We start from the raw sequence: 22,337 nt of genomic DNA, 5'->3' as shown, positions 1-22,337 counted from the left end.
CGAGCACCCCGTGAGCCCCGCGCACCCCGAGGACCCCCGGACCGCCCGCACCAAGGCCCGGCTGCGCGAGAGCCTGCTCGCCGAGTGCGCGGACCGGCCGCTCGGCGAGGTCAGCGTCTCGGCGGTGGTCCGCCGGGCGGGGGTCGGCCGCGCCACGTTCTACCTGCACTACGAGGACCTCCCGGCGCTGGCCGTCGACGCGTGCGCCGAGGTGGTGCACGCGGCGGTCGACGCCCTGCACGCCTGGCAGACGGAGCCCGGGGCGCGGGCCCCGGCCCGGCCCCCCGCCGCGCTGGCCGGCTTCCTCACCGACGCCGACGCGCATGCGGCCCTCTACCGCACCCTGCTCCTGCCGGGCGGCGGCGGCCCGCTCGGCGAGCGGCTCCACCGGGAGCTGCGGGCCCGCGCCCGCGCCGAACGCACGGCGGCCGGCGCCCCGCACGCCGACCTGGTGGCCTCGGCGGTGGCCGCGACCTTCACCGGGATCCTCGCCGACTGGCTGCACGACAGCGTTCCGGGCTCCCCGGCGGAGCTGGCGGACCACGTCTGGCCGCTGCTGCTGGCCCTGCACCGCGCGGGCTCCCGGCCGACTGCCCCGTGACAGCGATGAGCCCCGCCGGACCGACCGGCGGGGCTCATGTCACGGGCTGAGCTCGTGAAGTGGCGTCACCTGGCGGGGTACACGTTCTCCGCCTGCGGGCCCTTGGGGCCCTGGGTGACGTCGTACTCGACCTTCTGGTTCTCCTGCAGCTCCTTGAAGCCGGTGCCCTGGATGGCGGAGAAGTGCACGAACACGTCGGGGCCGCCGTCATCCTGCTGGATGAAGCCGAACCCCTTCTCCGAGTTGAACCACTTCACGGTGCCTGTTGCCATCAGTACTGATCCTTCTCAACGTTCCACGCGGGCCGCACGTGCGGTGCAGCCAGTTCCATCCTGCCCACCCGTCACGCCCACCACACCCCAGACACGGCCGATCGGGGGCGTTTCGAACTTTCGTTCACGCACCGCCGTCCACCGTGGGTGACAACTCGGCGGGCCGGGGCCGCGGGGCCGCCGCGGCGGCGCGCCGGGTTCCACCGACCCGGCAGCCCAGGCACTGCACATGCCCGGTCCGGGCGACGGTGTCGCGGGTGCGCCAGTCCCAGTCGGCACGGGGACGGGGGCCGCCGGGCTTGCCCCAGCCGGCGAGGTGCAGGACCCAGGTGACGACTCCGGCCACGCCGACGAGGCCGAGGCCGAGCCAGATGCCGGGGGTCCAGGCCGCGCACACGGCGACCCCGGCTCCGGTGCAGCCCAGCAGGACCAGGGTGGTGCCGGTCCAGCCGGCGACCGTGTGGCCCATGTCGACGTCTCCGTGCGCGCTCATGATTCTCCCCGGACGGACGGGCGGCAGTAGGCTCGAAGCGCGAGATGCCTTAGTGAGCAAGATAAGCATCTCACGAGCTAAGTTACTTAGACACTAAGGAGTATCTGCGTGCAGGGCAAGTCCCGCCCCGCGGCCACGCCCGCGGAGGCGCTGTCGCGCATGGACCGGTACGTCGCGCTCGGCCTCGTCGGCCAGCAGGAGGTGGCGCAGCTGCTGGGGCTGAACGTCACCGACCTGACCTGCCTGGGCCACGTCCTGGGAGCCGGTGACACCCCGCTGGGCGCCGGCGACCTCGCCGAGCTGACGAACCTGACCACCGGGGCCGTCACCGGGGTGCTCAACCGTCTGGAGCGGGCCGGATACGCCCGCCGGCAGCCGGATCCCGCGGACCGGCGCCGGGTGCGCGTGGTCGCAGACCCGGCGGCCGCGGCCCGGGTCTTCGCCGTGTACGAGCCCTTCTACGCCCGGCTCGGCGAGGTGTTCGCCGCGTACTCCCCCGACGAGATCGCCGTCATCGCCGACTGGTTCGCGCGGGCGACGGTCGAGATGACCGCCCACCTCGCCGAGGTGCGGTCCGGGCAGCTCGGCCCCCTGGCTCCCGGCCCCGGGACGCCGTAGTCCCGTGGCGCCGTGGCCCCGATGGTAAAATTCCTCTTTTCACGTCTCACGGAAGGTTCTGCATGAGGAACCCGTCAGCTCACGGGCGTTTCGGCATCAAGGCCGGAGCCAAGGCAGGCCCCAAGGGCGGTGCGAAGTCCGGCGGCAAGACCCCCCGGACGGCCCCCCTGAAGGGCGAGTTCGCGATGCCGAAGACGGTCGAGCCGGCGCTCCCGCCGGTGGAGGCCTTCTCCGAGCTCGACCTGCCCCGTGAGCTGGTGACGACGATGACCGACCTGGGGGTGACGGAGCCCTTCCCCATCCAGGCGGCCACGCTCCCCAACTCCCTGGCCGGCCGGGACATCCTCGGCCGCGGGCGGACCGGCTCCGGCAAGACCCTGGCCTTCGGCCTGGCCCTGCTGGCGCGCACCGCGGGACGCAAGGCCGACCCGAAGCGCCCGCTGGCCCTGGTCCTCGTACCGACCCGCGAGCTGGCGCAGCAGGTGACCGAGGCGCTGACCCCGTACGCACAGGCCCTTGACCTGCGGATGGCCACGGTGGTCGGCGGGCTGTCGATCGGCAAGCAGGTGAGCGCACTGCGCACCGGCGCCGAGGTCGTCGTGGCCACCCCCGGACGCCTCAGCGACCTGATCGGGCGGCGCGACGTCCACCTGGAGCGGGTGAAGATCACCGTCCTCGACGAGGCCGACCAGATGTGCGACATGGGCTTCATGCCGCAGGTCACCGAGATCCTCGACCAGGTGCACCACGCCGGGCAGCGGATGCTGTTCTCGGCCACCCTGGACCGCAATGTGGACCAGCTCGTGCGCAGCTACCTGAAGGACCCGGTCTCCCACACCGTGGACCCGTCGGCGGCCTCGGTGAGCACGATGGACCACCACGTGCTGCACATCCACTCCGCCGACAAGTACTCGGCCGCCACCGAGATCGCGGCGCGCGAGGGCCGGGTGCTGATGTTCCTGGACACCAAGCACGGCGTGGACCAGTTCGTGAAGCACCTGCGGGCCATGGGCGTACGGGCGGAAGGGCTGCACAGCGGCAAGTCGCAGCCGCAGCGCACGCGCACGCTCGCGCAGTTCAAGACCGGGGCCGTCACGGTCCTCGTCGCGACGAACGTCGCCGCGCGCGGCATCCACATCGACGACCTCGACCTCGTCGTGAACGTGGACCCGCCGGCCGACCACAAGGACTACCTGCACCGGGGCGGCCGTACCGCCCGCGCGGGCGAGTCCGGCAAGGTCGTCACCCTGGTCACCCCGAACCAGCGCCGGGACATGGTCCGGCTGATGGCCGAGGCCAAGATCCGGCCGACCACCACCCAGGTCCGCTCCGGCGAGGCCGCGCTGAGCCGGATCACCGGGGCCAAGCCCCCGTCCGGGGTGCCGCTGGCCGGCGCCGAGCCGACCGATGCGAAGGGCCGGCCCTCGGGCTCCGACCTCGCCTTCCGCGGGATCGGTACGCGTCCGGGCCGGCCGGGTGCGGCCAAGGAGTCCCGCAAGACCGCGGAGGCCCGGCAGCTCGCCGAGGCGCGCCGCGCGGCCCGCGTCCGCCGGGGCGGCTGAGACCCGACACCCACGGCGCCGGCCCCCGGATGCGGGGGCCGGCGCCGTACGTGCATCCGGAGGCGGTCAGCGCGACCGGTCAGCGGCGGCGGCGCCGCCAGGACACGATCGCGCGAGTGACGACCGGCGGGAGCAGGTCCTTGGCCAGCCTGCGCCAGGCGGTGCCGGCCCGCGGGCGGGGTCCGGGCTGGTGCACGGGCGCCACGACGGGCTCGGGCGCCGGACGCAGCGGCACGGGCGGCGCCGGCGGCACGGCTCCTTCGTCACCGATGCGGACCAGGGACTGGCCGGCCACCGCGTCCACCCCGTGCCACAGGTCCGTGCGGCCCTCCAGCCAGGTGAGCAGCGCCGACCGGTAGGCCGACGCGTCGTCCCAGGTCGCGTACAGCTTCGAGCCGGACACGGCGATCAGGTGCAGCTCGCCGGTGGCCACCGCGCCCCACACGGCGGCGGCGACGCCGGGGCAGTGTTCGGAGCGGTAGTCGTCGAAGACGACCACGGCGCCCGGGGCCGCCACGATGCGCGAGGACGCTATGTCCTGGACGACGTGCTCGTAGAGGTGCGAAGCGTCGATGTGGATGAAGCGGCAGCTCGCCGGGCGCACCCGGTCGGCGACGACGAAGGTCGGTGCCTGGATGAGCGTGGGCAGGGCCTCGTGGAAGGCCAGGTAGTTCGTCTCGAACCCGCGGCGGGTGAGGGTGGGGTACGAGCCCTGCATCTCCGCGAGGTTGGAGTCGTCCGGCGCGGGCGAGTCGAAGAGGTCGCAGACGGTGAACTCCTCGCCCTCCCGCAGGTACCCCCCGAGGAAGATCGCGCTCTTCCCCATGAAGGCGCCGAGCTCGAGAAGATCGCCCGGTTTTTCCTCTTCGCCGTTCTGGCGCGTCAGGAACCAGTCGAAGAGCACCTGGTCATAGTCCGAGAACCAACCCTTGACCTGGCTGTACTGGGTCGGTGCGGGCGGGGCCGGCTCGCCGTCGGGGGTGGTGACGGGAGCTTGGGAAACGTGCGACACGGAGAGCAGCCTCCAGTGGAACGGCATCGGATCAACGCTGATACCCGGCCAGGTAGGCAGACCATAAACCCCCGAACAGCCGTGTGACGAGACTCCTGTCCGGAGCGGACAGAACCGCACGCGCCGTATTCCCATCTTGCTCCTGATTGCCCCTTTCTTCCCAGCTGCGCCTGGGGGGCGGGTCAGGCTCGCCGCCTCAGGCCGTGATGTTGCGACGGTTCAAGCGCTGGGCGGCGGTGTTGCGCACGCGCCGGGTGCGGGCCGCGGCGGCGAGCAGGTCGAGGGCCTCGTACGAGGGCAGCGACTGGGCGGCGGTGCGCTGGCACCAGTCGGAGGCGGCGGTGAGCTCGGCCGGCGACCACGGCTCGCCGTCGGTGATCGCCTTGAGCAGGGTCCACTCGCGCAGCCGGCGGGCCGGGAAGGCGCGGGCGCCGATCGCGGTGTCCATGGCCCGGGCCCAGCCGGGGAAGCCCGCGTCGGTCAGCAGGTGGGCGGCGCGGCGGTCGAGGTGGGTGACCACCGCGCTCTCGGCCATCACCGGGTCGCGATCGCGCAGCACGGCGGCCACGGCATCCGCCTCGGCCCCGACCGCCGTTCCGGCCGCGGCGGCCAGGGCGTCGAGGTGGCGGGCGTAGCGCCAGTGGTCGGGCGCCGTGGTGGTCGTGCTCTCGGCGCGGTGCGCCGGGCCGCCCCCCTCGCGTATGTGGTTCTCGCTTCTCCCCATGCCGCCCATTCCACACGACCGCCGTGAACGACCGGTGCGCAGGGGTGCCCCAGCCTGCGCCCGGGGCACCGTTGCCCGCGGCTACTGCTGCGGCTGCGGCAGGGCCTCCGAGCCGACCGGGCGGCGCACGCACGGGTGGTCGGGGTCGGCGATCTCCCGCAGCTCCAGCGGCGGGTCGCCGGGCAGCGACGCGGCGACGCGGCGACGCGGCGACGCGGCGACGGCGAGCAGGTCGATGGTGTCGGTGGTACGGCCGGTGCGGTCGAGCAGGGCGGCGAGGAAGCGCGGGTTCATGGTGGCCGCGAGGCCGTCGCACTCGAGGGCGGCCAGGGCTGCGTGCACCCCATGCCCGCAGGCCGCCGCGTCCAGGGTCGCTTCGAGGGTGTGGCCCATGGCCGTCAGACCTGCTCGAAACGGAAGGACTTGATGAAGCAGTCGCGGGGCTGGCCGAGGGCGAAGAAGATGCAGTCCACCAGCGACTGGGCGGTGAGCGGGTCCTTCGCCGTGCGCGGGGCGCTCTCCCATTCCGGGGACAGCGGGTCGTGGTTGTCGAAGTCCGGCGGGTAGAGGGAGATGACGCGGACGCCCTGGTCGCGCAGCCGGCGCGAGAGGATCTCGGTGAAACCGGCCTGGGCGGACTTGGCGGCGTAGAACGCGTCGTGCGCGTCGGAGCGGTGGTGTCCGGTGTCGCCGCAGCCGGAGACCATCGTCACGATGTCGGGCTTGTCCGAGTTCAGCAGGAGCGGGAGGAAGGCCTTGGTGGCGAGGACGGTACCGGTGGCGCCCGAGGCGAGGGTGTCGACCACGTCCGCGTCGGACGCGGAGAGCAGGTCGGTGCCGTGCTGGTAGCGGGAGCCGTTGTTCACGAGCACGTCGATGCGGTCGGTGCGCGCGGCCACCGCGGCGGCGAACTCCCGTACGGAGGCCGGGTCCGTGAGGTCGCACGCGAAGGCGTGCACGCGGTCGGCGTCGTGGCCCTGCGCGAGGATCTCCTCGCGGACGCGTTCGGCGGCTTCGAGGGTGCGCGCGGAGAGGTGGACCTCGGCGCCCCGGGCGGCGAACCGGAGCGCGAGGGTGCGCCCGAAGTCGCGGCCGGCGGCGGTGATGACGACGCGGTGGTGTTCGAGGGTCATGTCAACGCTCCTGGTTCCGTGCTCGTTACACAGGATCTCAGGTGCGCCGTAGGGCTGTTCGGGCAGGGCGGGGTGCGGGACGGGGCGGCGGAGGCGGGCGGACCGGCGCCGGACCCGCCGCCGCCGGTGCACCCGGGGTCAGCCCCCGTGGGTCTCGTACCCGCCCCGCCCCTGGTCCGGATCGTGCCCCGGTTCGGGCAGCGGAGCCCCGGTCTCCAGCAGGGTCTTGAGGCTGGAGGCGAGCATCGGCCAGGCGCGGCCGCACATGCCGATCAGGGTGCCGCCGGGTTCGAAGCCCTCGTGGAGGATGGTCAGCCGCGCGAGCGTGTCCCCGACGGGCTCGATCTCGTACGTCACCTTCGTACGCCGCTCCTGCGCCAGCGCGGCCCGCAGCTCCTCGGCGATCCCGACCGAGGCCGCCCACTGCGGGGTGAAGGTGTGCCAGGTGTACGAGAGCCGGCGGTTCGGGACGCAGTCGAGGACCACCTGTTCGGGATCACTGGTCCGGGCCCCGCGCTCCACCCAGTCCATCCTCGATCCCACCGCCCAGTCGGTCTCGAAGCTCAGCCCCCAGTACCTCCGGGTGAAGGCGGGCTCGGTGAGGGCCTGCCAGACCCGGTCGGGATCGGCCTGGACGTACAGGGTGTAGGTGATCGCGCTGTCGCTCATCCCCCCATGCTGCGGGACCGGAACCCGCGGACCTCGGATTTCCCAGGTCGCGGCGGGGGTGGCCCCGGTACCCGGCATCCGGCGAACACCCGGGCCATCGCGATGAACCGCCGCCTCGGCTTCACCGACGCCGCATGGACCTGTCCCCGGGTCCGCGATCCCCCGCCGGGCCGGTCAGTACACGTGCAACGCGACCGCGCAGAGCCCGCGCCCCGTCGCGGCGGCGGACCGCCAGACGCGGAGGGGGCCGTCGGTGACGCGCTCTTCGCGGGCGCCGTAGTCCAGCCAGTCGCGGTCGGCGACGCGGGCCCGTTCCCCGGCGGTGAAGGTCAGCGCCCGCTCCACGCCCGGCAGCGTCCGGCGCACCTCGGCCGCGGTCAGGAGCACGTTGCCGCACCAGCCGGGCAGCAGGGCGGCCCGGTCCGGGCCGATGGCGTGGAACAGGGCGGCGAGCGCGTAGTCCTTGCGGTGCACGGAGACGAACATGTCCGCCGGCTCCGGTTCGGGCTCCCAGAGGTCCTGCATGACATGGAACCCGGGGTCGGTGATGCCGTTGCAGAGGTCGTCGACGTGCTCACCGGGGCGGGTCAGGTTCCAGAACGAGTCGATCGCCTCGTCGTGTGCCCGGTCGCTGTACCAGGTGCGGTGGTCCGGCAGTGGGGCGCCCTGCCAGGCCTCCCGGCGGCGGCGGGCCGCCGGGTTCGTGCGGTCGGCTTCGAGGGCCGGCGCGAGGCGGGGCGCCAGCTCCGCGATGACGGAGTCGGGGTGGCTGCTGATCGACCAGGCGCTGGTGAATCCCATGCCGGTCACGCTACGGGGCACCACGGACAGGAACCGGTGGCGTCACCAGGAGGCGCCCTGTTCGGGGAGTTCCGCAAGGGGGGTGCGGGGTGGGCGCGGGAGGCCGAGGTGGGAGCGGGCCGTGTGGACCGCGGCGAGTTCGGCGTGGCCGGCCGGGCCCCAGTCGGCGAGTTCGCGGACTTGCTCGGGGGTGGCCAGCAGGCGCACGTACGCCGGGTCCGCCGCCGGGGGCAGGGAACCGAGGCGGGCCGCGGTACGGGGCTGGGCGGCCTCGTCGGCGTACCGGTAGCCGAGCGGGGTGGAGCCGGCCGTCGGGGGCGGGAGCCGGGTGGCGCCGGTGGTGCGGCAGATCAGGAGCAGGACCCGGCCGTCGGGGGCGAACAGCCAGGCCGAGGGCTCCCGTACGGGCAGCGCCGCGGGCACCGGGCCGGGGTGCCAGGTGCCGTGGTGCGGGGCGCGGCGGGTGCCCAGCGCTCCGAACCGGTCCAGGGCGGTCGGCGCAACGGGGCGGCCGTCCTCCAGCAGGGCCGGGCCGCCGCCGTTGATGCGGGCGCGCAGCGCCGACAAGGCGCGGCGCGCGTCGCCCGGGTCCATCAGGGCGGCCAGGTCGGCCGGTTCGGCGAAGTGGACGCCGGTGATCTCCTGGGCGGGGAGGCGGATCGCATCGACCCGGTCCGGGGTCCAGGTGCCGCCGTCGTACACGAACAGGATCTCTCCCGGGAAGCGCATCTCGGGCGGGAAGCCCGGGGTGTCCGCCGGGATCCAGTCCACGGCGAGGCCGTTCGGGTAGCTGCCGTCGACGCCGAGTTCCTCCCGCATCTCACGGGCCGCGGCGGCCGACGGGGCCTCGCCCGCGTCCACCGCGCCGCCGGGGAGCATCCGGTCGGCGCGGTAGTCGACGCTCTGGACGAGGACCCGGCCGTCGGTGTCGGTGACCAGGACGACGGCGCCGGTCCAGAGCGCGGCCCGCGAAGCCCCGTACTCCTGCGGGGTCATCCACGTGCCCGGCCCGCCGCCGTCCCCGTCGGTCACGGCCTCGTCGGTCAGCTGCGGCATCGGAACTCCGTTCACCGTGGATGGACCCTCTCCCTGTGCAACAGCCCGCACGGCCTGCGGGTTACGCCGCCCGCGCCACTCCGGCCACGGACCGCCACTTTGCTTCCCCCATACCTCTTTATTACCTTGTTACGCCCTCGTTGGTACGTTCGCGTCGCGGACTGGCGGCCTGAAAACCGCCGGTCCGACCACGTCACCGGACCCGCACCGGACCTGCGCCGGACCTGCGCCGGACCTGCGCCGGACCTGCGCCAAAACCGCACCGAGGAGAGACAGAGCCATGCGACGCGCTTCCCGTCCGGGCCCGGCACCGGCCAACAGGCCCGCCCGCACGTGCGCGTGACGGCCGTGCGCAACGGCCCGGCAACCGACACCGGAGACGGCACGGGACCCGGCACCGGGCCCGGCCCCGGGCGGCTCGTCGCCGTCGACGCCGTCCGCGGGCTCGCGGTGCTCGGCATGTTCGCCGTACACGTCGGCCCGGGCCCGCGCCCCGACGGCGCCGGCTACCTGCTCGTCGCGGCCGACGGCCGGGCGCCCGCGCTGTTCACCCTCCTCGCCGGGTTCTCGCTCGCCCTCGCCCAGCGCGGCCGGACCCCCGCGCAGCAGCCGGACGGCTGGGCCCTGCGCTACCGCCCGCTGCTGATCCGCTGCGCGGTCCTGGCCGGGCTGGGCCTGCTGCTGGCCGCGCTCCGGCCGGGGATCCTGGTCATCCTGGCCTTCTTCGCCGTCCACTTCCTCGCCGCCGAGCCCTTCACCCGGCCGTCCGCCCCGGTGCTCACCGCCGTCGCCGGGGTCTGCGTGGTGGCGGGTCCGCTGCTCTCGTTCCTGCTCGGCCCGGTCTTCGGGTACGAGGCCTCGGGGCGCGGCGCGGTTCCCGGAGCGACCGCCCTCACCGGGCTGTTCGTGCTCGCCGCGCGCAGCCGGGCCGGTGCGCGGCTGCTGCGGCCGCTGACGGCGCTCGGGGCGATGGCGCTGAGCGCGTACGTCCTGCATGCTCTGGCGCTGGCCGGACCGGCCCACGGAGCCGCCTCCTGGACCGCACTGGCCGGCTTCGCGGGTGTGGCGCTCGTGGCGGCCTGGGCCTGGCAGCGGTTCTGGGCGGACAGCCCCCTGCGCTGCGGCCCGCTGGAACACCTGCTCCGGCTGGCCGCGCAGGGGCGCCCGGCCGCGTAGCCGGGCCCGATCGGCGCCCTGACTCGTGTGGGTGACGGTGCGTAGGTTCCACCGGCTGCCGTACGGCAGGGTGGGCGGATGCAGTTACGCCGGGTGGCCCTGCCCCTGCCCTTGACCCTCGCCGCGCTGGCGCTGAGCGCCGGCTGCGTGACCATACGGCCGACCGGGCCCGCCGAACCGGCTCCGGCGGTGGACCGGACCGCGGCCCGGGAAACGGCGGCCGGGGCCCTGCCGTTGGGCCGGCTGCCGGCGTCGGAGCCCCCGTCGGCGCCCGCGCCGGAGCCTCCCGCGCCTCCCGCGCCGCCCGCGGCGCCCGCGGCGCAGCCCGAGGAGAACCGGCCGCCGCAGCACCGGACCGGCGAGCGCGCGCCTGTTCGGCCGGCGCGGCCCGAGCGCGCCGCCCCGGCGCCAAAGCCCCGCAAGCGGCCGCCCGTACGGACCAAACCCCGGTCCGCGCCGCCGCGCACGTACGACATGACACCCCTGTGCGAGGCCGCCAAGGGGACGGTGTCCCCGTCGATCGTCGCCCTCTGCCGCTAGGTCGTCTCTTTCGGATCTTGTCGATCGGGCCGGATCATCCGAGTGGACCCGGCCCGGCTGCCGGGTGGCGGCGCGCCGGTTCGCTTGGATGGGCGGCGCGGGTCCGACCGGAGACCCGTACCGCCTCCACCCCCTGGGAGTCGCCATGGCGAAGATCGCCCTGTTCGGCGCGACCGGCACCATCGGAGCCCTTGTGCTGCGCGAAGCGCTCGGGCGCGGCCACGAGGTCACGGCGATGGTGCGCGACCCCGCGAAGCTCGGGGATTGCGGCGCCGAGGTGCTGCGCGGCGATGTCCTCGACCCGCACTCCGTCGCCGAGGCGGCCGCCGGCCGGGACGTGGTCGTCAGCGCGATCGGCCCCGGGTCCGGGGATCCGGGCATGCTCGTCACCGCCGCCAAGTCGCTGATCGGCGGCGTCTGCACGCTCGGCCCGGGCATCCCCCGCCCCCGGGTGATCGTCGTGGGCGGGGCGGGCTCGCTGCGCACCCCCGGCGGCCCGCTGGTCTGGGACGCGGCGGGCGTCCCGGAGTCGGTCCGCGCGCTCATGCACGCCCACGGAGAGGCGCTGGACTTCCTGCACACCGTGCCCGTGGAGGAGGTGCCCTGGACCTGTCTGAGCCCCGCCGCGCAGATCGGCCCGGGTGAGCGCACGGGCACGTACCGGCTGGCCCTCGACGATCTGATCGTGGACGAGGACGGCCGCAGCCACATCTCGGCCGAGGACTACGCCGTGGCGCTGGTCGACGAGATCGAGCGCGACGCGCATCCGGGCCGTCGGTTCACCATCGGCTACTGACCGGGCGGCGCGTCCCGCGGGTCCCCGGCGTACACCGCCGTGAGTTCGGCGCCGATCCGGGCCAGCCACTGCCGTACCTCCGGCGGCTCCAGGACCTCGACCCCCGCCCCCAGCCCGGCCAGGTGGCCGGCCAGGGCCTTGGGGGCCGGGCCGTCGACCCACACCTCGGTCCAGCCGTCGGGCAGCGGACCGCCGACGCGCACCCGGCCGCCGAGGAACCGCTGCAGCAGGGCCAGCGCGTCGGGGTGGACGCGGGCCCGCGCGGTCACCGCGTACATGCCGTCCTGGAAGACCCCGGACAGCTCCCGCCAGGCCGTGGCCAGGTCGAAGCCGGGCGGCCGGACCACGGGTTCGCCGGTCGGCTCGACGGAGCGGACCCGGCTGAGCCGGAAGGTGCGCAGGCCCTTCTCCGTACCGGCGACCAGGTAGTCGACCCCCGCCTTGGCGACGAGCCCGAGGGGGTCGACCGTACGCTCGCCGGCCGGTTTGCCGACGCCCGCGTACCCGAGGCGGACGCGGATGCCGTCCACGACGGCGCCCTGGAGCGCGGAGCGGTGGGCGGTGTCGGCGGTGACCGCGTTGCGGGACCAGTCCGTCGCGTCGACCACTCCGGCGCGGGTGGCGGCCTCGGCTTCCGCCCGGAGGGTGGACGGCAGGGCCCGGACCAGCTTGCGCAGGGTGGTGCGCAGTTCGGGGGTGGCGGCCAGCGGCCCGGTGACGAGGAACAGTGCCCGGATCTCGTCGGCGGTCAGCCCGGTGAGGTTGGTCCGGGCGCCGCCGACGAGGGACCAGCCGCCACCGCGGCCCCGCTGCGAGTAGACGGGGATGCCGGAGGCGGCCAGCGCCTCCAGGTCGCGGCGGGCGGTGCGCTGGGACACCTCCAGTTCGGCGGCCACCTCGGGGACGGTGACGCGGCCCCGCTCCTGGAGGAACAGCAGGGTCGCCACCAGCCGGTCGGCTCTCATGTCCCTCTTCTCTGCCTGCGCTCCGGGCGTTTTCGCCGGTCCGTTCATTCTCCTCGGGAAACTGGCCAGAAGGTGGCCAGTTTGGCTTCCAGGATGAACTCATGACCGAGATCACTCAGCTCACCGAGACCCCGTCCGCCCCCACCGCCTTCGACCCGCGGCTCGACCTCGCCGCGGCCGTCGAGCTGGCGGGCCGCACCCTTGCCGCCGTCCGGCCCGACCAGTACGACGCCCCGACCCCCTGCGACGAGTTCGACGTCCGGCGGCTCTCGAGCCACCTCGTCGCCGTCGTCCGCCGGATCGCGGTGATCGGGCGCGGCGAGGACCCGTTCAGCGTCCCGTCCTTCGCCGACGAGCTCGCCGACGGCGCCTGGGCGGCGGCCTGGGAGCCGGGTGCCCGCGCCGTCGCCGAGGTGTGGGCGGACCCGGCCGTGCTCGGCCGGCAGCTGCGCCTGCCGATGGGCGTCCTGCCGGGCGCGGCCGCCGCGGCCGTCTACACCCACGAACTCACCGTGCACACCTGGGACCTGGCCAGGGCGACCGGACAGCACCCGGAATGGGACGAGGCCCTGATCGAGCGGGTGATCTCCGTCGTACGCAGGGCGCTGCCGGCCGAAACCCGCGGCGGGCGGATCCCGTTCGCCGAGGTCGTCACGGTGGACCCCGACGCGCCGGCCGTCGAGCGGCTGGTGGCCTGGGCGGGGCGGCGGCCCTGACGGACCGGGCGGCCCCGCACGGGGGTTATTGGGTTGGATGCCCCGGCTCCGCATACCTAGAGTGACGACGTACCCCGTCGTCGAGCAGGAGCCGGTCATGCGCACCCACTACCCCCGTACACCGCATCTGCCCTGGTCCCCCGGGGCGGCGGCGGACGACGTGCGCGCCTCCGGGCTGCCGGGGCTGGCCGGGCGCGAGGTCGTGGTCACCGAGAAGCTCGACGGGGAGAACACCACCCTGTACGCGGACGGCCTGCACGCGCGCTCGCTCGACTCGGGCCACCACCCCTCGCGGGCCTGGGTCAAGGGCCTGCAGAGCCGGATCGGCGCCGGCATACCGGCCGGGTGGCGGGTGTGCGGGGAGAACCTGTACGCCCGCCACTCGATCCCTTACGAGGACCTGGACAGCTGGTTCCACGGTTTCTCGGTGTGGGACGGCGAGCACTGCCTGGACTGGGACCGGACGGTGAGCTTCCTGCACGGCCTCGGGGTGCCCACCCCGCGCGTGCTCTGGCGGGGCGTCTTCGATGAGCGCGCGCTGCGCAAGCTGCGGCTCGACACCGCACGGCAGGAGGGCTACGTCGTACGCACGGTGGCCGGATTCGCGCGTGCGGACTTCGGGCGGTACGTGGCCAAGTGGGTGCGCGGCGGCCATGTGCAGACCGACACCCACTGGATGTACGCGCAGGTGGTGCCGAACGGGCTCGGTCCGCAGGCCCCGCTGTGGGCGGTGCGCTCGGGCTCCGAGCCCGATGCGGCGGAGCTGGCGGCCGCCCTCGGTCTGGATCCCGCGCCCTGGGCCGCACCCGATGCCCCTGTCGCGGCGCTCGCGCCGGTCGTCGCCGAAGTGGCGGGCCGGCTCGACGCGTCGGGCCGCACGGGTGAGGACCGGCTGGCCGGCGTACTGGCCGCCGTACTGCACCGCGCGCCGCGGGCCCGGATCGGGGCGCGGCTGGCGGCGGGGCCGCTCGGGATGCCGCTCGCCCGGCGGGTCGCCGACCTGGTCGGGCTGTACCCGTCCCTGCAGCGGCCGTTCCCGGACGAGGGCCGGCGGGCCGGGCTGGTCCGGATGGCCGTCGCCGCCGATCTCGGGGTGCTGCACGCCCTCGCCGGCGCCGCGGCCGCGGGGGACGGCGAGGCGCGGGAGTGCGTGGAGTGGTCCGCGCTGTACGCCGAGGAGGCGGGGCTGCTCGGCCCCGATCCGCTGGGCCCGCTGCGCACCGGGCTGCGGGAGGCCCTCGGCGGGCTCGGCGCGGACGCGGCGGACCGCTGCTGGGCGGAGGCCAGGGAGGCGTTCGCGCGGGGCGGGATCTCCACCGTGCAGGAGGCGGTGGCCGCGACCTGGCGGTGGCGCGACGGCGGCTTCCCGCGGCTGGTCCAGCTGTGCGGGCCCTCGGGCAGCGGGAAGAGCACGTACGCCCGGAGCCTGCCGGGCGTGGCCGCGTACATCAGTCTCGACGATCTGCGCACCGCCCGGGGTTCCCGCGCCGACCAGCGGGCCAATGCGGACGTGCTGCGCGAGGGCCTGGACCTGCTGAACGCTGCGCTGACCGCCGCGGCGGGCGCCGGCGGCACGGTGGTGTGGGACGCCACCTCCCTCACCGAGCAGCAGCGGGGCCTGGTCGCCGCGGTCGCGCAGCGCCGTGACGCGCTGGTCACCCAGGCCGTGGTGCTGGTCGAGGAGGCGGAGCTGCTCCGCCGCAACGCCGTCCGCCCCCATCCCGTACCGCCGCAGGTGCTGGCCACCCAGCTGCACCGGTTCAGCCCGCCGTACCCGGGACACGGTCCGGGGCACCGCACCTGGTACGTCGGGGCGGGCGGGACCGTGCAGGACACGGCGGGATCCATCGGGGCGACCGCAGGGGCACCGGCAGTTGCCACGGCAGGGGGCGAGGACGGCTGATGCGCACCAGTGAGGAGCTCTACCACCAGGTGCGCTGGGACCCCCGGTTCGATCCGGCGCGCTTCGTGTTCGGGCTGCACCAGCGCGGGGCGCCGCCGAAGCGGATTCCGCTGCACTCCTTCGTGCCCGGCGGCGACATCCCCTGGCACCGGGTGCTGTTCGTCGAGGCGGACGGCGAGCTCGTCTGGGACCGGGCGAGCGGTGTGGACCTGATCGATTCCACCGAGGCCGGGCGGATCCGCGAACCGCGGCTGCTGCGGGCCCCGTTCTTCACCTCCCGGACCCCGCACGCGTGGGATCCGGCGGACGGCGGCGCCTGGCGGCCGGCCGAGGCGCCGGCCGGCGGGTCTGCGTCATCCGGCCCGGCCGGCGGCCCGGGGCCGCAGCACGTGCGGCTGCTGACCTGGAACACCCTGTGGGACCGGTACGACGCCCCGCACATCGACACCGCCCGGCGCAGGCCGATGCTGCTGGCCGACCTGGCGGGCTCCGACGCCGATGTGATCGCCCTCCAGGAGGTCGAACCCGCGCTGCTCGGCATGCTGCTGGCGGAGCCGTGGGTGCGGGCCGGATACACGGTGGGCACCGATCCGCGCGGCAAGGACGTCGCCGCCAGCGGGTTGCTGGTGCTGAGCCGGCTGCCCGTACGGGAGGCGGGGCTGCACCTGCTGGGGCCGCACAAGGCGGTCGCCGCCGTGACGGTGGACACCGCGAGCGGCCCCCTCGTCGTGGCCTGCGTCCATCTGACGAGCGATCACACGGAGAACGGCGCCGGGCGGCGCAGCGTCGAACTGGCCCGGATCGCCGAGGGTTTGAGCGGCATCGAGGCGGATGCGGTGCTGCTCGGCGACTTCAACGACGGCCGCTCCGGCCCGCAGGGGCCGGCGGCCGCACTCGGCATGCGGGACACCTGGAGCGAGGTGCACGGGGCGCAGGACGCCACGCCGACCTTCGATCCGGCGGCCAATCCGCTGGCCGCGGTGGGCTCGCTGTCGGGGCGGGCCGCCCGGCTGGACCGGGTGCTGCTGCGTTCGGCGGGGGCGCGGGTGCGGGAGGCCGCCTTGCGGGGTGACACCCCCGGTCCGCAGGGGCTGTTCATCTCCGACCACTTCGGGGTCGAGGCGGTGGTGGACTTCGCCGAGCGGGACGCCGGGCGCGCGGCGCTCGACGTACGGTCGACCGCGCGGACGGCGGTGGCATGGCTGCCCCCGCACGATCCGGCGGTCGAGGAGCTGCGCCGGGAGCACGACCCGGCGGTCCACCGCTGGCCGGCGCACGTGAACCTGCTGTTCGGCTTCGTGCCGGAGTCCTCGTTCGAGGAGGCGCTGCCGCTGCTGGCCGAAGTGGCCGCGCAGACCCCGCCGTTCACGGCCCGGGTGGCCGGGGTGCACAGCTTCGGGCACCGCGAGGACGCCACGCTGTGGCTGGATCCGGCGGCGGCCGGCGATGCGCCGTGGCAGCAGCTGCGGCGGGGGCTCGCCGAGCGGTTCCCGGGGTGCCGTGGGCGCGACGGCTTCACCCCGCACCTGACGCTGGGGCGCAGCCGGGATCCGCAGCGGGCGCAGGCGGAGTTCACCGCGCGACTCGGCGGATCCGGGGCGGGGGCGTCGGCCCGGGTCGGTGAGCTCGCGGTGCTGTCACGGCGCGGGGACGGGCCGATGCAGGTGCGGGCGACGGTGGAACTCGGCACCGGCAGGTGGCGGTGGGCACGGGAACCGGAACCCGGCCCGGAACGAGAGGCCGAACCGGTGGCGGCATCCGCACGTGACGCGGAAGCCGCGTCCCTCACCGCCCGGATCGCGCAGGCGCTCGGCGACGGCGTGCTGCACCTCGCCGGATCCCGGCGCATGGGCTGCGCCCTGCCCGGGGCGGACCTCGACCTGGTCGCGGCCCTGCCGGGCACGGTCGGGATCGCGGAGGTACGGGAGCGGGTGGCGGCAGCCCTCCCGGAGGCCGAGGGGCTGCGGGAGGTGAAGGGCGCCCGGGTGCCCGGGCTGCGGCTGCGTACGGCCGGACTGGACGTGGACCTGGTGGTCGTCACCACGGGCGCGGTGGACCCGGCGCAGGCGGTGGCACTCCGCGCGGAGCTCGGCGAGGCGGCCGCGATCGCGCTGAGCGCGGTGAGCGACGCCGATGCGGTACGGGACTTCGCGGGCTCCGATCGGCATGCGGCGTTCGTCCGGCTGACCCGGGAGGTGAAGGCGTGGGCCCGGGCCCGGGGGCTGGATTCGGCGCCGTTCGGCGGACTGCCGGGGGTGGCCTGGGCGGTACTGGCGGCGCGTACGGTCCGCGAGGCCGCCGACCTGTCCCCCGCGGCCCTGCTCCGGGAGTTCTTCGGCACCTGGGCGGCTTGGGACTGGCGCGACCCGATCGCCCTGACGCCCCGGACCCGGGACACGACCCCCGACCCCGTCACCGTCCTCACCCCCTCCGCACCGACCCGCAGCTGCACGGCCCAGGTCGGCCCGGGCCTGCGCGACCTGCTCGGCCGGGAGCTGTACCGGACGTGGGAACTCCTCGAGGCGGAGACCCGCACCCGGGCCCTGCCCCTCGGCGCCCCGCCGCTGCACCGCCGGCACGCTGCGTGGGCCGTGGTGACCGTACGGGCCGATGCGCCCCGGGAGTTCGAGGAGTACCTGGGCCGGGCACGCGGCCGGATGCGGGCCCTGCTCGGTGCGCTGGCGGAGGCCGGTGTCCGGGACGCACACGCCTGGCCGCGGCCCTTCGCGCTCTCCCCGGTCTCGGCCCGCTATGCGATCGGGCTCGGCGCGAGCCCGCCGGATGCGGCCGGTCTCGACGCGCTCGCGGGGCGCTGGTCCGCCGGCCTCACGGGCGTCGAGGTCGCCTGGGCGGAGTGCGGGGCGGTCCCCCCGCTCGGGTGACGCCTCCGCCTCCCTGTCGACAAGCAACGAACGCACGACGGCACTCGCCCTCCGGGCTGGGCCATGCTCCGAAGACGGCCGAACTCTGTCCCGCCCAGCGGGCGGGGCGGCACAGAGCGGCCTGAAATCTCAGTAGAGTCCTGACGCCTTTTTTCGTCAACACTTTTCACAAGGATTGAAGAAACTCCGAGTTCACAGGCCCCACCGGCCATTGACACCCCCTCAGGCCTTCACTTCATGAACGCGGAAACCCTTGACGGCCCTCGTGGCGGGCAGTTCACTCACGCTTCGATCGCCCCGGATCCACGACGTCAGGAGAGCCCCCCATGCCCCGCCTCTCGGACCATCCGCCGCGACTGACGGTCGCGGCCCTCGCCGCCGCGCTGGTCGCGGCCCTCCTCGTACTGCTGCCGGGTGGCACCGCCCAGGCCGCGCCCGTCCTCCTCTCCCAGGGCAGACCCGCCACCGCTTCCAGCCAGGAGAACGGCGGCACCCCCGCCTCGGCCGCCGTCGACGGCGACAACGCCACCCGCTGGTCGAGCCAGTTCGCCGACCCGCAGTGGATACAGGTCGACCTGGGCGCCCCCGCCCAGGTCAGCCAGGTGGTGCTGCACTGGGAGACCGCGTACGCGACGGCGTACCGGATCGAGCTGTCCGACGACGGCACGCACTGGAGCACCGCCTCCTCCACGAGCACCGCCACCGGCGGGGTGCGGACCCACGACATCACCGGCACCGCCCGCTACGTCCGCGTCTACGGCACCCAGCGCGCCACCCAGTGGGGCTACTCCCTCTACGAGTTCCAGGTCTACGGCACCACCGACGCAGGCCCCACCCTCCCCGGCGGCGGCGACCTCGGCCCCAACGTGATCGTCTTCGACCCGTCCACGCCGAACATCCAGGCCCGGCTCGACGAGGTCTTCCGGCAGCAGGAGTCGGCCCAGTTCGGCGCCGGCCGCTACCAGTTCCTGTTCAAGCCGGGCACGTACAACGGCCTCAACGCCCAGATCGGCTTCTACACCTCCGTCTCGGGACTGGGCCTCAGCCCCGACGACACCACCATCAACGGTGACGTGACCGTCGACGCGGGCTGGTTCGGGGGCAACGCCACCCAGAACTTCTGGCGTTCGGCCGAGAACCTCGCGCTCAACCCGGTGAACGGCACCGACCGCTGGGCCGTCTCCCAGGCCGCGCCGTTCCGCCGCATGCACGTCAAGGGCGGGCTCAACCTCGCCCCGGACGGCTTCGGTTGGGCCTCCGGCGGATACATCGCCGACTCGAGGATCGACGGCCAGGTCGGCAACTACTCGCAGCAGCAGTGGTACACCCGCGACAGTGCGATCGGCGGCTGGGGCAACGGCGTCTGGAACCAGGTCTTCTCCGGAGTCCAGGGCGCGCCCGCCCAGTCCTTCCCGAACCCGCCGTACACCACGCTCGACTCCACGCCCGCCTCCCGGGAGAAGCCGTTCCTCTACCTCGACGGGACCGAGTACAAGGTCTTCGTCCCGGCAAAGCGGGTGAACGCCCGCGGCACCTCCTGGGGCAGCGGCGCGCCGCAGGGCACTTCGATCCCGCTGAGCCGGTTCTACGTGGTGAAGCCGGGCACGACCGCCGCGACGATGAACCGGGCGCTGGCCCAGGGCCTGCACCTGCTCTTCACGCCCGGCGTCCACCACGTCGACCAGACCGTCCGGGTGGACCGCGCGGACACGGTCGTCCTCGGTCTCGGCCTGGCAACGATCGTCCCGGACAACGGGGTGACGGCGCTGAAGGTCGCCGACGTCGACGGGGTGAAGCTCGCCGGGTTCCTGATCGACGCCGGCCCGGTCAACTCGCCGAGCCTGCTGGAGGTCGGCCCGGCCGGGACGACCACGGACCACGGCGGCAACCCGACGACCGTGCAGGACGTGTTCGTCCGGGTGGGCGGCGCCGGCCCCGGCAAGGCCTCCGTCGGCATGGTGATCAACAACCACGACACGATCGTCGACCACACCTGGATCTGGCGCGCCGACCACGGCGACGGGGTGGGCTGGGAGACCAACCGGGCCGACTACGGGCTCCGGGTGAACGGTGATGACGTCCTGGCCACCGGGCTGTTCGTCGAGCACTTCAACAAGTACGACGTGGAGTGGAACGGCGAGCGCGGCCGCACGGTGTTCTTCCAGAACGAGAAGGCGTACGACGCCCCGAACCAGGCGGCGATCCAGAACGGTCCGACCAAGGGCTACGCGGCCTACAAGGTGGCCGACTCGGTGACCGTCCACGAGGGCTGGGGGCTGGGCAGTTACTGCTACTACAACGTGGATCCGACGATCCGTCAGGACCACGGCTTCCAGGCGCCGGTGAAGCCGGGCGTGAGGCTCCACGACCTGCTCGTCGTCTCGCTCGGCGGCAAGGGCCAGTACGAGCACGTCGTCAACACCACGGGCGCACCGACCTCGGGTACGTCGACGACCCCGTCCACGGTCGTCTCCTTCCCCTGATCCACCACCGTTGCGTTCATCGCCGCGCGGATCCACAGTTCCGGCTCGCGGGCCACGGCGCCCGGCGGGGCATTCGTACGGCCGGTGAAGCACGATCCGCTACTGTCGGACGACCCCCGGGAGGTCGGCCGGCACCTGCTCACCGCGCGGCTCGGCGAGGGCGGGATGGGGACGGTCTACCTGGGGCTCTCGCCCGGTCGGCGGCGGGTTGCGGTGAAGGTGGTGCGCGCCGACCTGGCGGCGGACCCGGGGTTCCGGAAGCGGTTCGCCCGGGAGATCGACTCGATGCGCCGGGTGGGCGGCTTCCACACCGCGCAGGTGGTGGACGCGTCTCCCGAAGAGGAACGGCCGTGGCTGGTGACGGAGTACATTCCTGGCCCGTCCCTGCACACCGTCCCGCAGAAGCACGGACCACTGCCCGCCCCGACGCTGCGCACCCTGGCGCTGAGGGTGGCCGAGGCGCTGGAGGGGATCCACGCCTGCGGGATCGTCCACCGCGATCTGAAGCCCGGCAACATCATCATCGCGGAGTCGGGTGCACGGGTGATCGACTTCGGGATCGCCCGAGCGGTGGATGCCACCGCCCTGACCCGGGCGGACCTCCTGGTCGGCACCCGGGGCTTCCTCGCGCCGGAGCAGCTGACGGGGGCTCCGCTCACACCGGCCGTCGACGCGTACGCGTTCGGGATGGTGCCGGCCCATGCGTGCGGGGCCGCGCCCTTCCCTGCGGGAGTGCGGCTGGAGTCGGCCCTGCGGGTGCTGCCCTCGGACGTGTCGGCCGTCGTGACGGCCTGTCTCTCGTCCCGGCCGACGGCCCGGCCGACCCCGGCGCAGATCCTGGACCACCTGGGCGGCGAGGCCGCGAAGCCGGCCGGGGACTGGCTGCCCCCGGCCGTGCACACGATGGCGGATCTCCACAACATGCCTACCTTCGCGGCGCATTGACGGGCGTCACACCTCCAGGATGATCTTTCCGGCGGCGCGCCCCGTCTGGCTGAACTCGAAGGCCGCCGCCAGCTCCGAGAGCGGGAAGGTCTTGGCGACGGGGACGGTGAGCTGTCCGCCGTCGGCGAGCCGGCCCAGTTCGGCCAAGCCCTCGGCGTCGGGCCGGACCCACATCCACTGGCCGCCCGCGCCGAGCACGGTGTGGTCGGCGATGGAGGCGTGCCGGCCGCCGTTCGCCAGGACCGCCTGCGTGACGTCGAGGACGCCGCCGACGAAGTCCGCGGCGACGGTGATCCCGTCGGGGGCGAGCGCGCGCACCCGGTCGACCAGGCCGTCCCCGTACTCGACGGGCTCGCAGCCGAGGCCGCGCAGCCGGTCGTGGTTGCGCGGCGAGGCGGTGCCGATGACCCGGGCGCCGAGCGCGCGGGCGATCTGCACGCCGAAGGAGCCGACGCCGCCCGCGGCCCCGTGGATGAGGACGATGTCGTCCTTGCCGGTGGCGAGCCGCGTGAGCAGCTGGTACGCGGTGAGCCCGGCCAGCGGCAGCCCGGCCGCCTCCTGCCAGCTGAGCGAGGCGGGCTTGGCGGCCGCGGCCCGTACGGGCACGCTGACGTACTCGGCGAAGGTCCCGCCGTGCACGTAGTCCTTGCGGGCGTACGCCATGACCTCGTCGCCGACCGCGAACTCGGGTGTGTCGATGCCGACCCGCTCGACCGTGCCGGCGACGTCCCAGCCGGGGACGACCGGGTACACGACGTCCATCAGGGGGTCGAGCCCGCCCGCCATGATCTTCCAGTCGACGGGGTTGACCGAGGCGCACTTGACCCGGACGAGGAGCTCGCCGGGGGCCAGCTTGGGCATGGGCAGCCGGGTCTCGGTGAGCACCTCCGTCCCGCCGTACGTCTCGTACGCCATCGCCCGCATGGTGTCCTCGGACATCTACCCGACCTCTCCGTGAGCCGTGAGCCGTGAGCTGGTGGAAGCTGGTGG

The 22,337-nt window shown here is 74.4% G+C and carries 22 protein-coding genes; 11 read left to right on the top strand and 11 right to left on the bottom strand.

What is annotated here, in order from left to right; genetic code table 11:
- The first annotated feature begins 10 nt into the window (after positions 1-10).
- Positions 11-601 (top strand): TetR/AcrR family transcriptional regulator, encoded by a 591-nt coding sequence (locus OG299_RS34675; RefSeq protein ID WP_327364652.1) that lies wholly within the window; start codon positions 11-13, stop codon positions 599-601.
- Positions 602-666: 65 nt separating this feature from the next.
- On the opposite strand, the gene OG299_RS34670 is transcribed toward OG299_RS34675, so the two are convergent.
- Together OG299_RS34670 and OG299_RS34665 are read right to left on the bottom strand one after the other, a co-directional pair.
- Entirely contained in the window at positions 667-873 is a 207-nt protein-coding gene (locus tag OG299_RS34670) for a cold-shock protein (RefSeq protein WP_266632077.1), read from the bottom strand.
- A gap of 124 nt (positions 874-997) precedes the next feature.
- On the bottom strand, positions 998-1,366 hold the full coding sequence (locus OG299_RS34665) for an HGxxPAAW family protein (protein ID WP_327363631.1): 369 nt from the start codon (positions 1,364-1,366) through the stop codon (positions 998-1,000).
- 108 nt (positions 1,367-1,474) lie between these two features.
- Between OG299_RS34665 and OG299_RS34660 the strand changes: the two genes are divergently transcribed.
- Both OG299_RS34660 and OG299_RS34655 read left to right on the top strand, forming a co-directional pair.
- Positions 1,475-1,984: a MarR family winged helix-turn-helix transcriptional regulator gene (locus OG299_RS34660; protein ID WP_327363630.1), complete on the top strand. Its 510-nt coding sequence runs from the start codon at positions 1,475-1,477 to the stop codon at positions 1,982-1,984.
- 62 nt (positions 1,985-2,046) lie between these two features.
- Positions 2,047-3,546, top strand: coding sequence for a DEAD/DEAH box helicase (locus OG299_RS34655; protein ID WP_389876207.1), 1,500 nt, complete (start codon positions 2,047-2,049; stop codon positions 3,544-3,546).
- Positions 3,547-3,625: 79 nt separating this feature from the next.
- On the opposite strand, the gene OG299_RS34650 is transcribed toward OG299_RS34655, so the two are convergent.
- The 7 genes from OG299_RS34650 to OG299_RS34620 form a co-directional block, all read right to left on the bottom strand.
- A complete protein-coding gene (locus OG299_RS34650) occupies positions 3,626-4,558 on the bottom strand; it encodes a class I SAM-dependent methyltransferase (RefSeq protein ID WP_266632071.1) in 933 nt (310 codons plus the stop codon).
- A gap of 196 nt (positions 4,559-4,754) precedes the next feature.
- Positions 4,755-5,282, bottom strand: coding sequence for a hypothetical protein (locus OG299_RS34645; protein ID WP_327363629.1), 528 nt, complete (start codon positions 5,280-5,282; stop codon positions 4,755-4,757).
- A gap of 81 nt (positions 5,283-5,363) precedes the next feature.
- Positions 5,364-5,675, bottom strand: coding sequence for a hypothetical protein (locus tag OG299_RS34640; protein ID WP_442817555.1), 312 nt, complete (start codon positions 5,673-5,675; stop codon positions 5,364-5,366).
- 5 nt (positions 5,676-5,680) lie between these two features.
- Complete coding sequence (locus OG299_RS34635) at positions 5,681-6,415, bottom strand: SDR family oxidoreductase (protein ID WP_327363628.1); 735 nt, start codon at positions 6,413-6,415, stop codon at positions 5,681-5,683.
- Between the two features lie 138 nt (positions 6,416-6,553).
- On the bottom strand, positions 6,554-7,084 hold the full coding sequence (locus OG299_RS34630; protein WP_266632065.1) for an SRPBCC family protein: 531 nt from the start codon (positions 7,082-7,084) through the stop codon (positions 6,554-6,556).
- Between the two features lie 174 nt (positions 7,085-7,258).
- On the bottom strand, positions 7,259-7,885 hold the full coding sequence (locus OG299_RS34625; protein ID WP_327363627.1) for a hypothetical protein: 627 nt from the start codon (positions 7,883-7,885) through the stop codon (positions 7,259-7,261).
- 42 nt (positions 7,886-7,927) lie between these two features.
- The gene (locus tag OG299_RS34620) at positions 7,928-8,941 is read right to left on the bottom strand and encodes an NUDIX domain-containing protein (protein WP_327363626.1); all 1,014 of its coding nucleotides are present in this window, start codon (positions 8,939-8,941) and stop codon (positions 7,928-7,930) included.
- Between the two features lie 333 nt (positions 8,942-9,274).
- Here OG299_RS34620 and OG299_RS34615 point away from each other — a divergent pair, with 333 nt between their 5' ends.
- The 3 genes from OG299_RS34615 to OG299_RS34605 all read left to right on the top strand — a co-directional run bounded on the left by OG299_RS34615 (position 9,275) and on the right by OG299_RS34605 (position 11,453).
- Complete coding sequence (locus OG299_RS34615; protein ID WP_327363625.1) at positions 9,275-10,117, top strand: DUF418 domain-containing protein; 843 nt, start codon at positions 9,275-9,277, stop codon at positions 10,115-10,117.
- A 78-nt stretch (positions 10,118-10,195) separates the two neighbouring features.
- Positions 10,196-10,657, top strand: coding sequence for a hypothetical protein (locus tag OG299_RS34610; RefSeq protein WP_327363624.1), 462 nt, complete (start codon positions 10,196-10,198; stop codon positions 10,655-10,657).
- A gap of 145 nt (positions 10,658-10,802) precedes the next feature.
- A complete protein-coding gene (locus tag OG299_RS34605) occupies positions 10,803-11,453 on the top strand; it encodes an NAD(P)-dependent oxidoreductase (protein ID WP_327363623.1) in 651 nt (216 codons plus the stop codon).
- Here OG299_RS34605 and OG299_RS34600 read toward each other — a convergent pair.
- Complete coding sequence (locus OG299_RS34600; RefSeq protein ID WP_327363622.1) at positions 11,447-12,418, bottom strand: helix-turn-helix transcriptional regulator; 972 nt, start codon at positions 12,416-12,418, stop codon at positions 11,447-11,449. The two genes, OG299_RS34605 and OG299_RS34600, sit on opposite strands and share 7 nt — an antisense overlap.
- 101 nt (positions 12,419-12,519) lie before the next feature.
- Between OG299_RS34600 and OG299_RS34595 the strand changes: the two genes are divergently transcribed.
- The 5 genes from OG299_RS34595 to OG299_RS34575 all read left to right on the top strand — a co-directional run bounded on the left by OG299_RS34595 (position 12,520) and on the right by OG299_RS34575 (position 21,347).
- Entirely contained in the window at positions 12,520-13,134 is a 615-nt protein-coding gene (locus OG299_RS34595; RefSeq protein WP_266632051.1) for a TIGR03086 family metal-binding protein, read from the top strand.
- Between the two features lie 97 nt (positions 13,135-13,231).
- Complete coding sequence (locus OG299_RS34590; RefSeq protein ID WP_327364651.1) at positions 13,232-15,037, top strand: RNA ligase family protein; 1,806 nt, start codon at positions 13,232-13,234, stop codon at positions 15,035-15,037.
- Complete coding sequence (locus OG299_RS34585; RefSeq protein ID WP_327363621.1) at positions 15,037-17,919, top strand: poly(A) polymerase; 2,883 nt, start codon at positions 15,037-15,039, stop codon at positions 17,917-17,919. Before OG299_RS34590 ends, OG299_RS34585 begins: the two co-directional genes overlap by 1 nt.
- Positions 17,920-18,245: 326 nt before the next feature.
- Positions 18,246-20,402 carry a pectate lyase-like domain-containing protein gene (locus tag OG299_RS34580; RefSeq protein WP_327363620.1) on the top strand — a complete coding sequence of 719 codons (2,157 nt, stop codon included), beginning with the start codon at positions 18,246-18,248 and terminating at the stop codon, positions 20,400-20,402.
- A gap of 84 nt (positions 20,403-20,486) precedes the next feature.
- The gene (locus OG299_RS34575; protein ID WP_327363619.1) at positions 20,487-21,347 is read left to right on the top strand and encodes a serine/threonine-protein kinase; all 861 of its coding nucleotides are present in this window, start codon (positions 20,487-20,489) and stop codon (positions 21,345-21,347) included.
- Between the two features lie 6 nt (positions 21,348-21,353).
- Here the strand turns inward: OG299_RS34575 and OG299_RS34570 are convergent, their stop codons facing one another.
- Positions 21,354-22,271: an NADP-dependent oxidoreductase gene (locus OG299_RS34570; RefSeq protein ID WP_266633749.1), complete on the bottom strand. Its 918-nt coding sequence runs from the start codon at positions 22,269-22,271 to the stop codon at positions 21,354-21,356.
- Between the last annotated feature and the right edge of the window lie 66 nt (positions 22,272-22,337).

The organism is Streptomyces sp. NBC_01296, assembly GCF_035984415.1.
In the GTDB taxonomy this organism is placed as follows: Bacteria; Actinomycetota; Actinomycetes; order Streptomycetales; family Streptomycetaceae; genus Streptomyces.
The sequence above is the reverse complement of the archived record's forward strand: the minus strand, read 5'-3'. Positions and strand labels throughout refer to the sequence as shown.

Excerpts from the sequence above, each read along its gene's own strand:
- OG299_RS34670 (WP_266632077.1), bottom strand. The coding sequence starts at position 873 with ATGGCAACAGGCACCGTGAAGTGGTTCAACTCGGAGAAGGGGTTCGGC.
- OG299_RS34665 (WP_327363631.1), bottom strand. The coding sequence starts at position 1,366 with ATGAGCGCGCACGGAGACGTCGACATGGGCCACACGGTCGCCGGCTGG.
- OG299_RS34655 (WP_389876207.1), top strand. The coding sequence starts at position 2,047 with ATGAGGAACCCGTCAGCTCACGGGCGTTTCGGCATCAAGGCCGGAGCC.
- OG299_RS34645 (WP_327363629.1), bottom strand. The coding sequence starts at position 5,282 with ATGGGGAGAAGCGAGAACCACATACGCGAGGGGGGCGGCCCGGCGCAC.
- OG299_RS34640 (WP_442817555.1), bottom strand. The coding sequence starts at position 5,675 with ATGGGCCACACCCTCGAAGCGACCCTGGACGCGGCGGCCTGCGGGCAT.
- OG299_RS34635 (WP_327363628.1), bottom strand. The coding sequence starts at position 6,415 with ATGACCCTCGAACACCACCGCGTCGTCATCACCGCCGCCGGCCGCGAC.
- OG299_RS34630 (WP_266632065.1), bottom strand. The coding sequence starts at position 7,084 with ATGAGCGACAGCGCGATCACCTACACCCTGTACGTCCAGGCCGATCCC.
- OG299_RS34625 (WP_327363627.1), bottom strand. The coding sequence starts at position 7,885 with ATGGGATTCACCAGCGCCTGGTCGATCAGCAGCCACCCCGACTCCGTC.
- OG299_RS34620 (WP_327363626.1), bottom strand. The coding sequence starts at position 8,941 with ATGCCGCAGCTGACCGACGAGGCCGTGACCGACGGGGACGGCGGCGGG.
- OG299_RS34610 (WP_327363624.1), top strand. The coding sequence starts at position 10,196 with ATGCAGTTACGCCGGGTGGCCCTGCCCCTGCCCTTGACCCTCGCCGCG.
- OG299_RS34605 (WP_327363623.1), top strand. The coding sequence starts at position 10,803 with ATGGCGAAGATCGCCCTGTTCGGCGCGACCGGCACCATCGGAGCCCTT.
- OG299_RS34600 (WP_327363622.1), bottom strand. The coding sequence starts at position 12,418 with ATGAGAGCCGACCGGCTGGTGGCGACCCTGCTGTTCCTCCAGGAGCGG.
- OG299_RS34595 (WP_266632051.1), top strand. The coding sequence starts at position 12,520 with ATGACCGAGATCACTCAGCTCACCGAGACCCCGTCCGCCCCCACCGCC.
- OG299_RS34590 (WP_327364651.1), top strand. The coding sequence starts at position 13,232 with ATGCGCACCCACTACCCCCGTACACCGCATCTGCCCTGGTCCCCCGGG.
- OG299_RS34585 (WP_327363621.1), top strand. The coding sequence starts at position 15,037 with ATGCGCACCAGTGAGGAGCTCTACCACCAGGTGCGCTGGGACCCCCGG.
- OG299_RS34580 (WP_327363620.1), top strand. The coding sequence starts at position 18,246 with ATGCCCCGCCTCTCGGACCATCCGCCGCGACTGACGGTCGCGGCCCTC.
- OG299_RS34570 (WP_266633749.1), bottom strand. The coding sequence starts at position 22,271 with ATGCGGGCGATGGCGTACGAGACGTACGGCGGGACGGAGGTGCTCACC.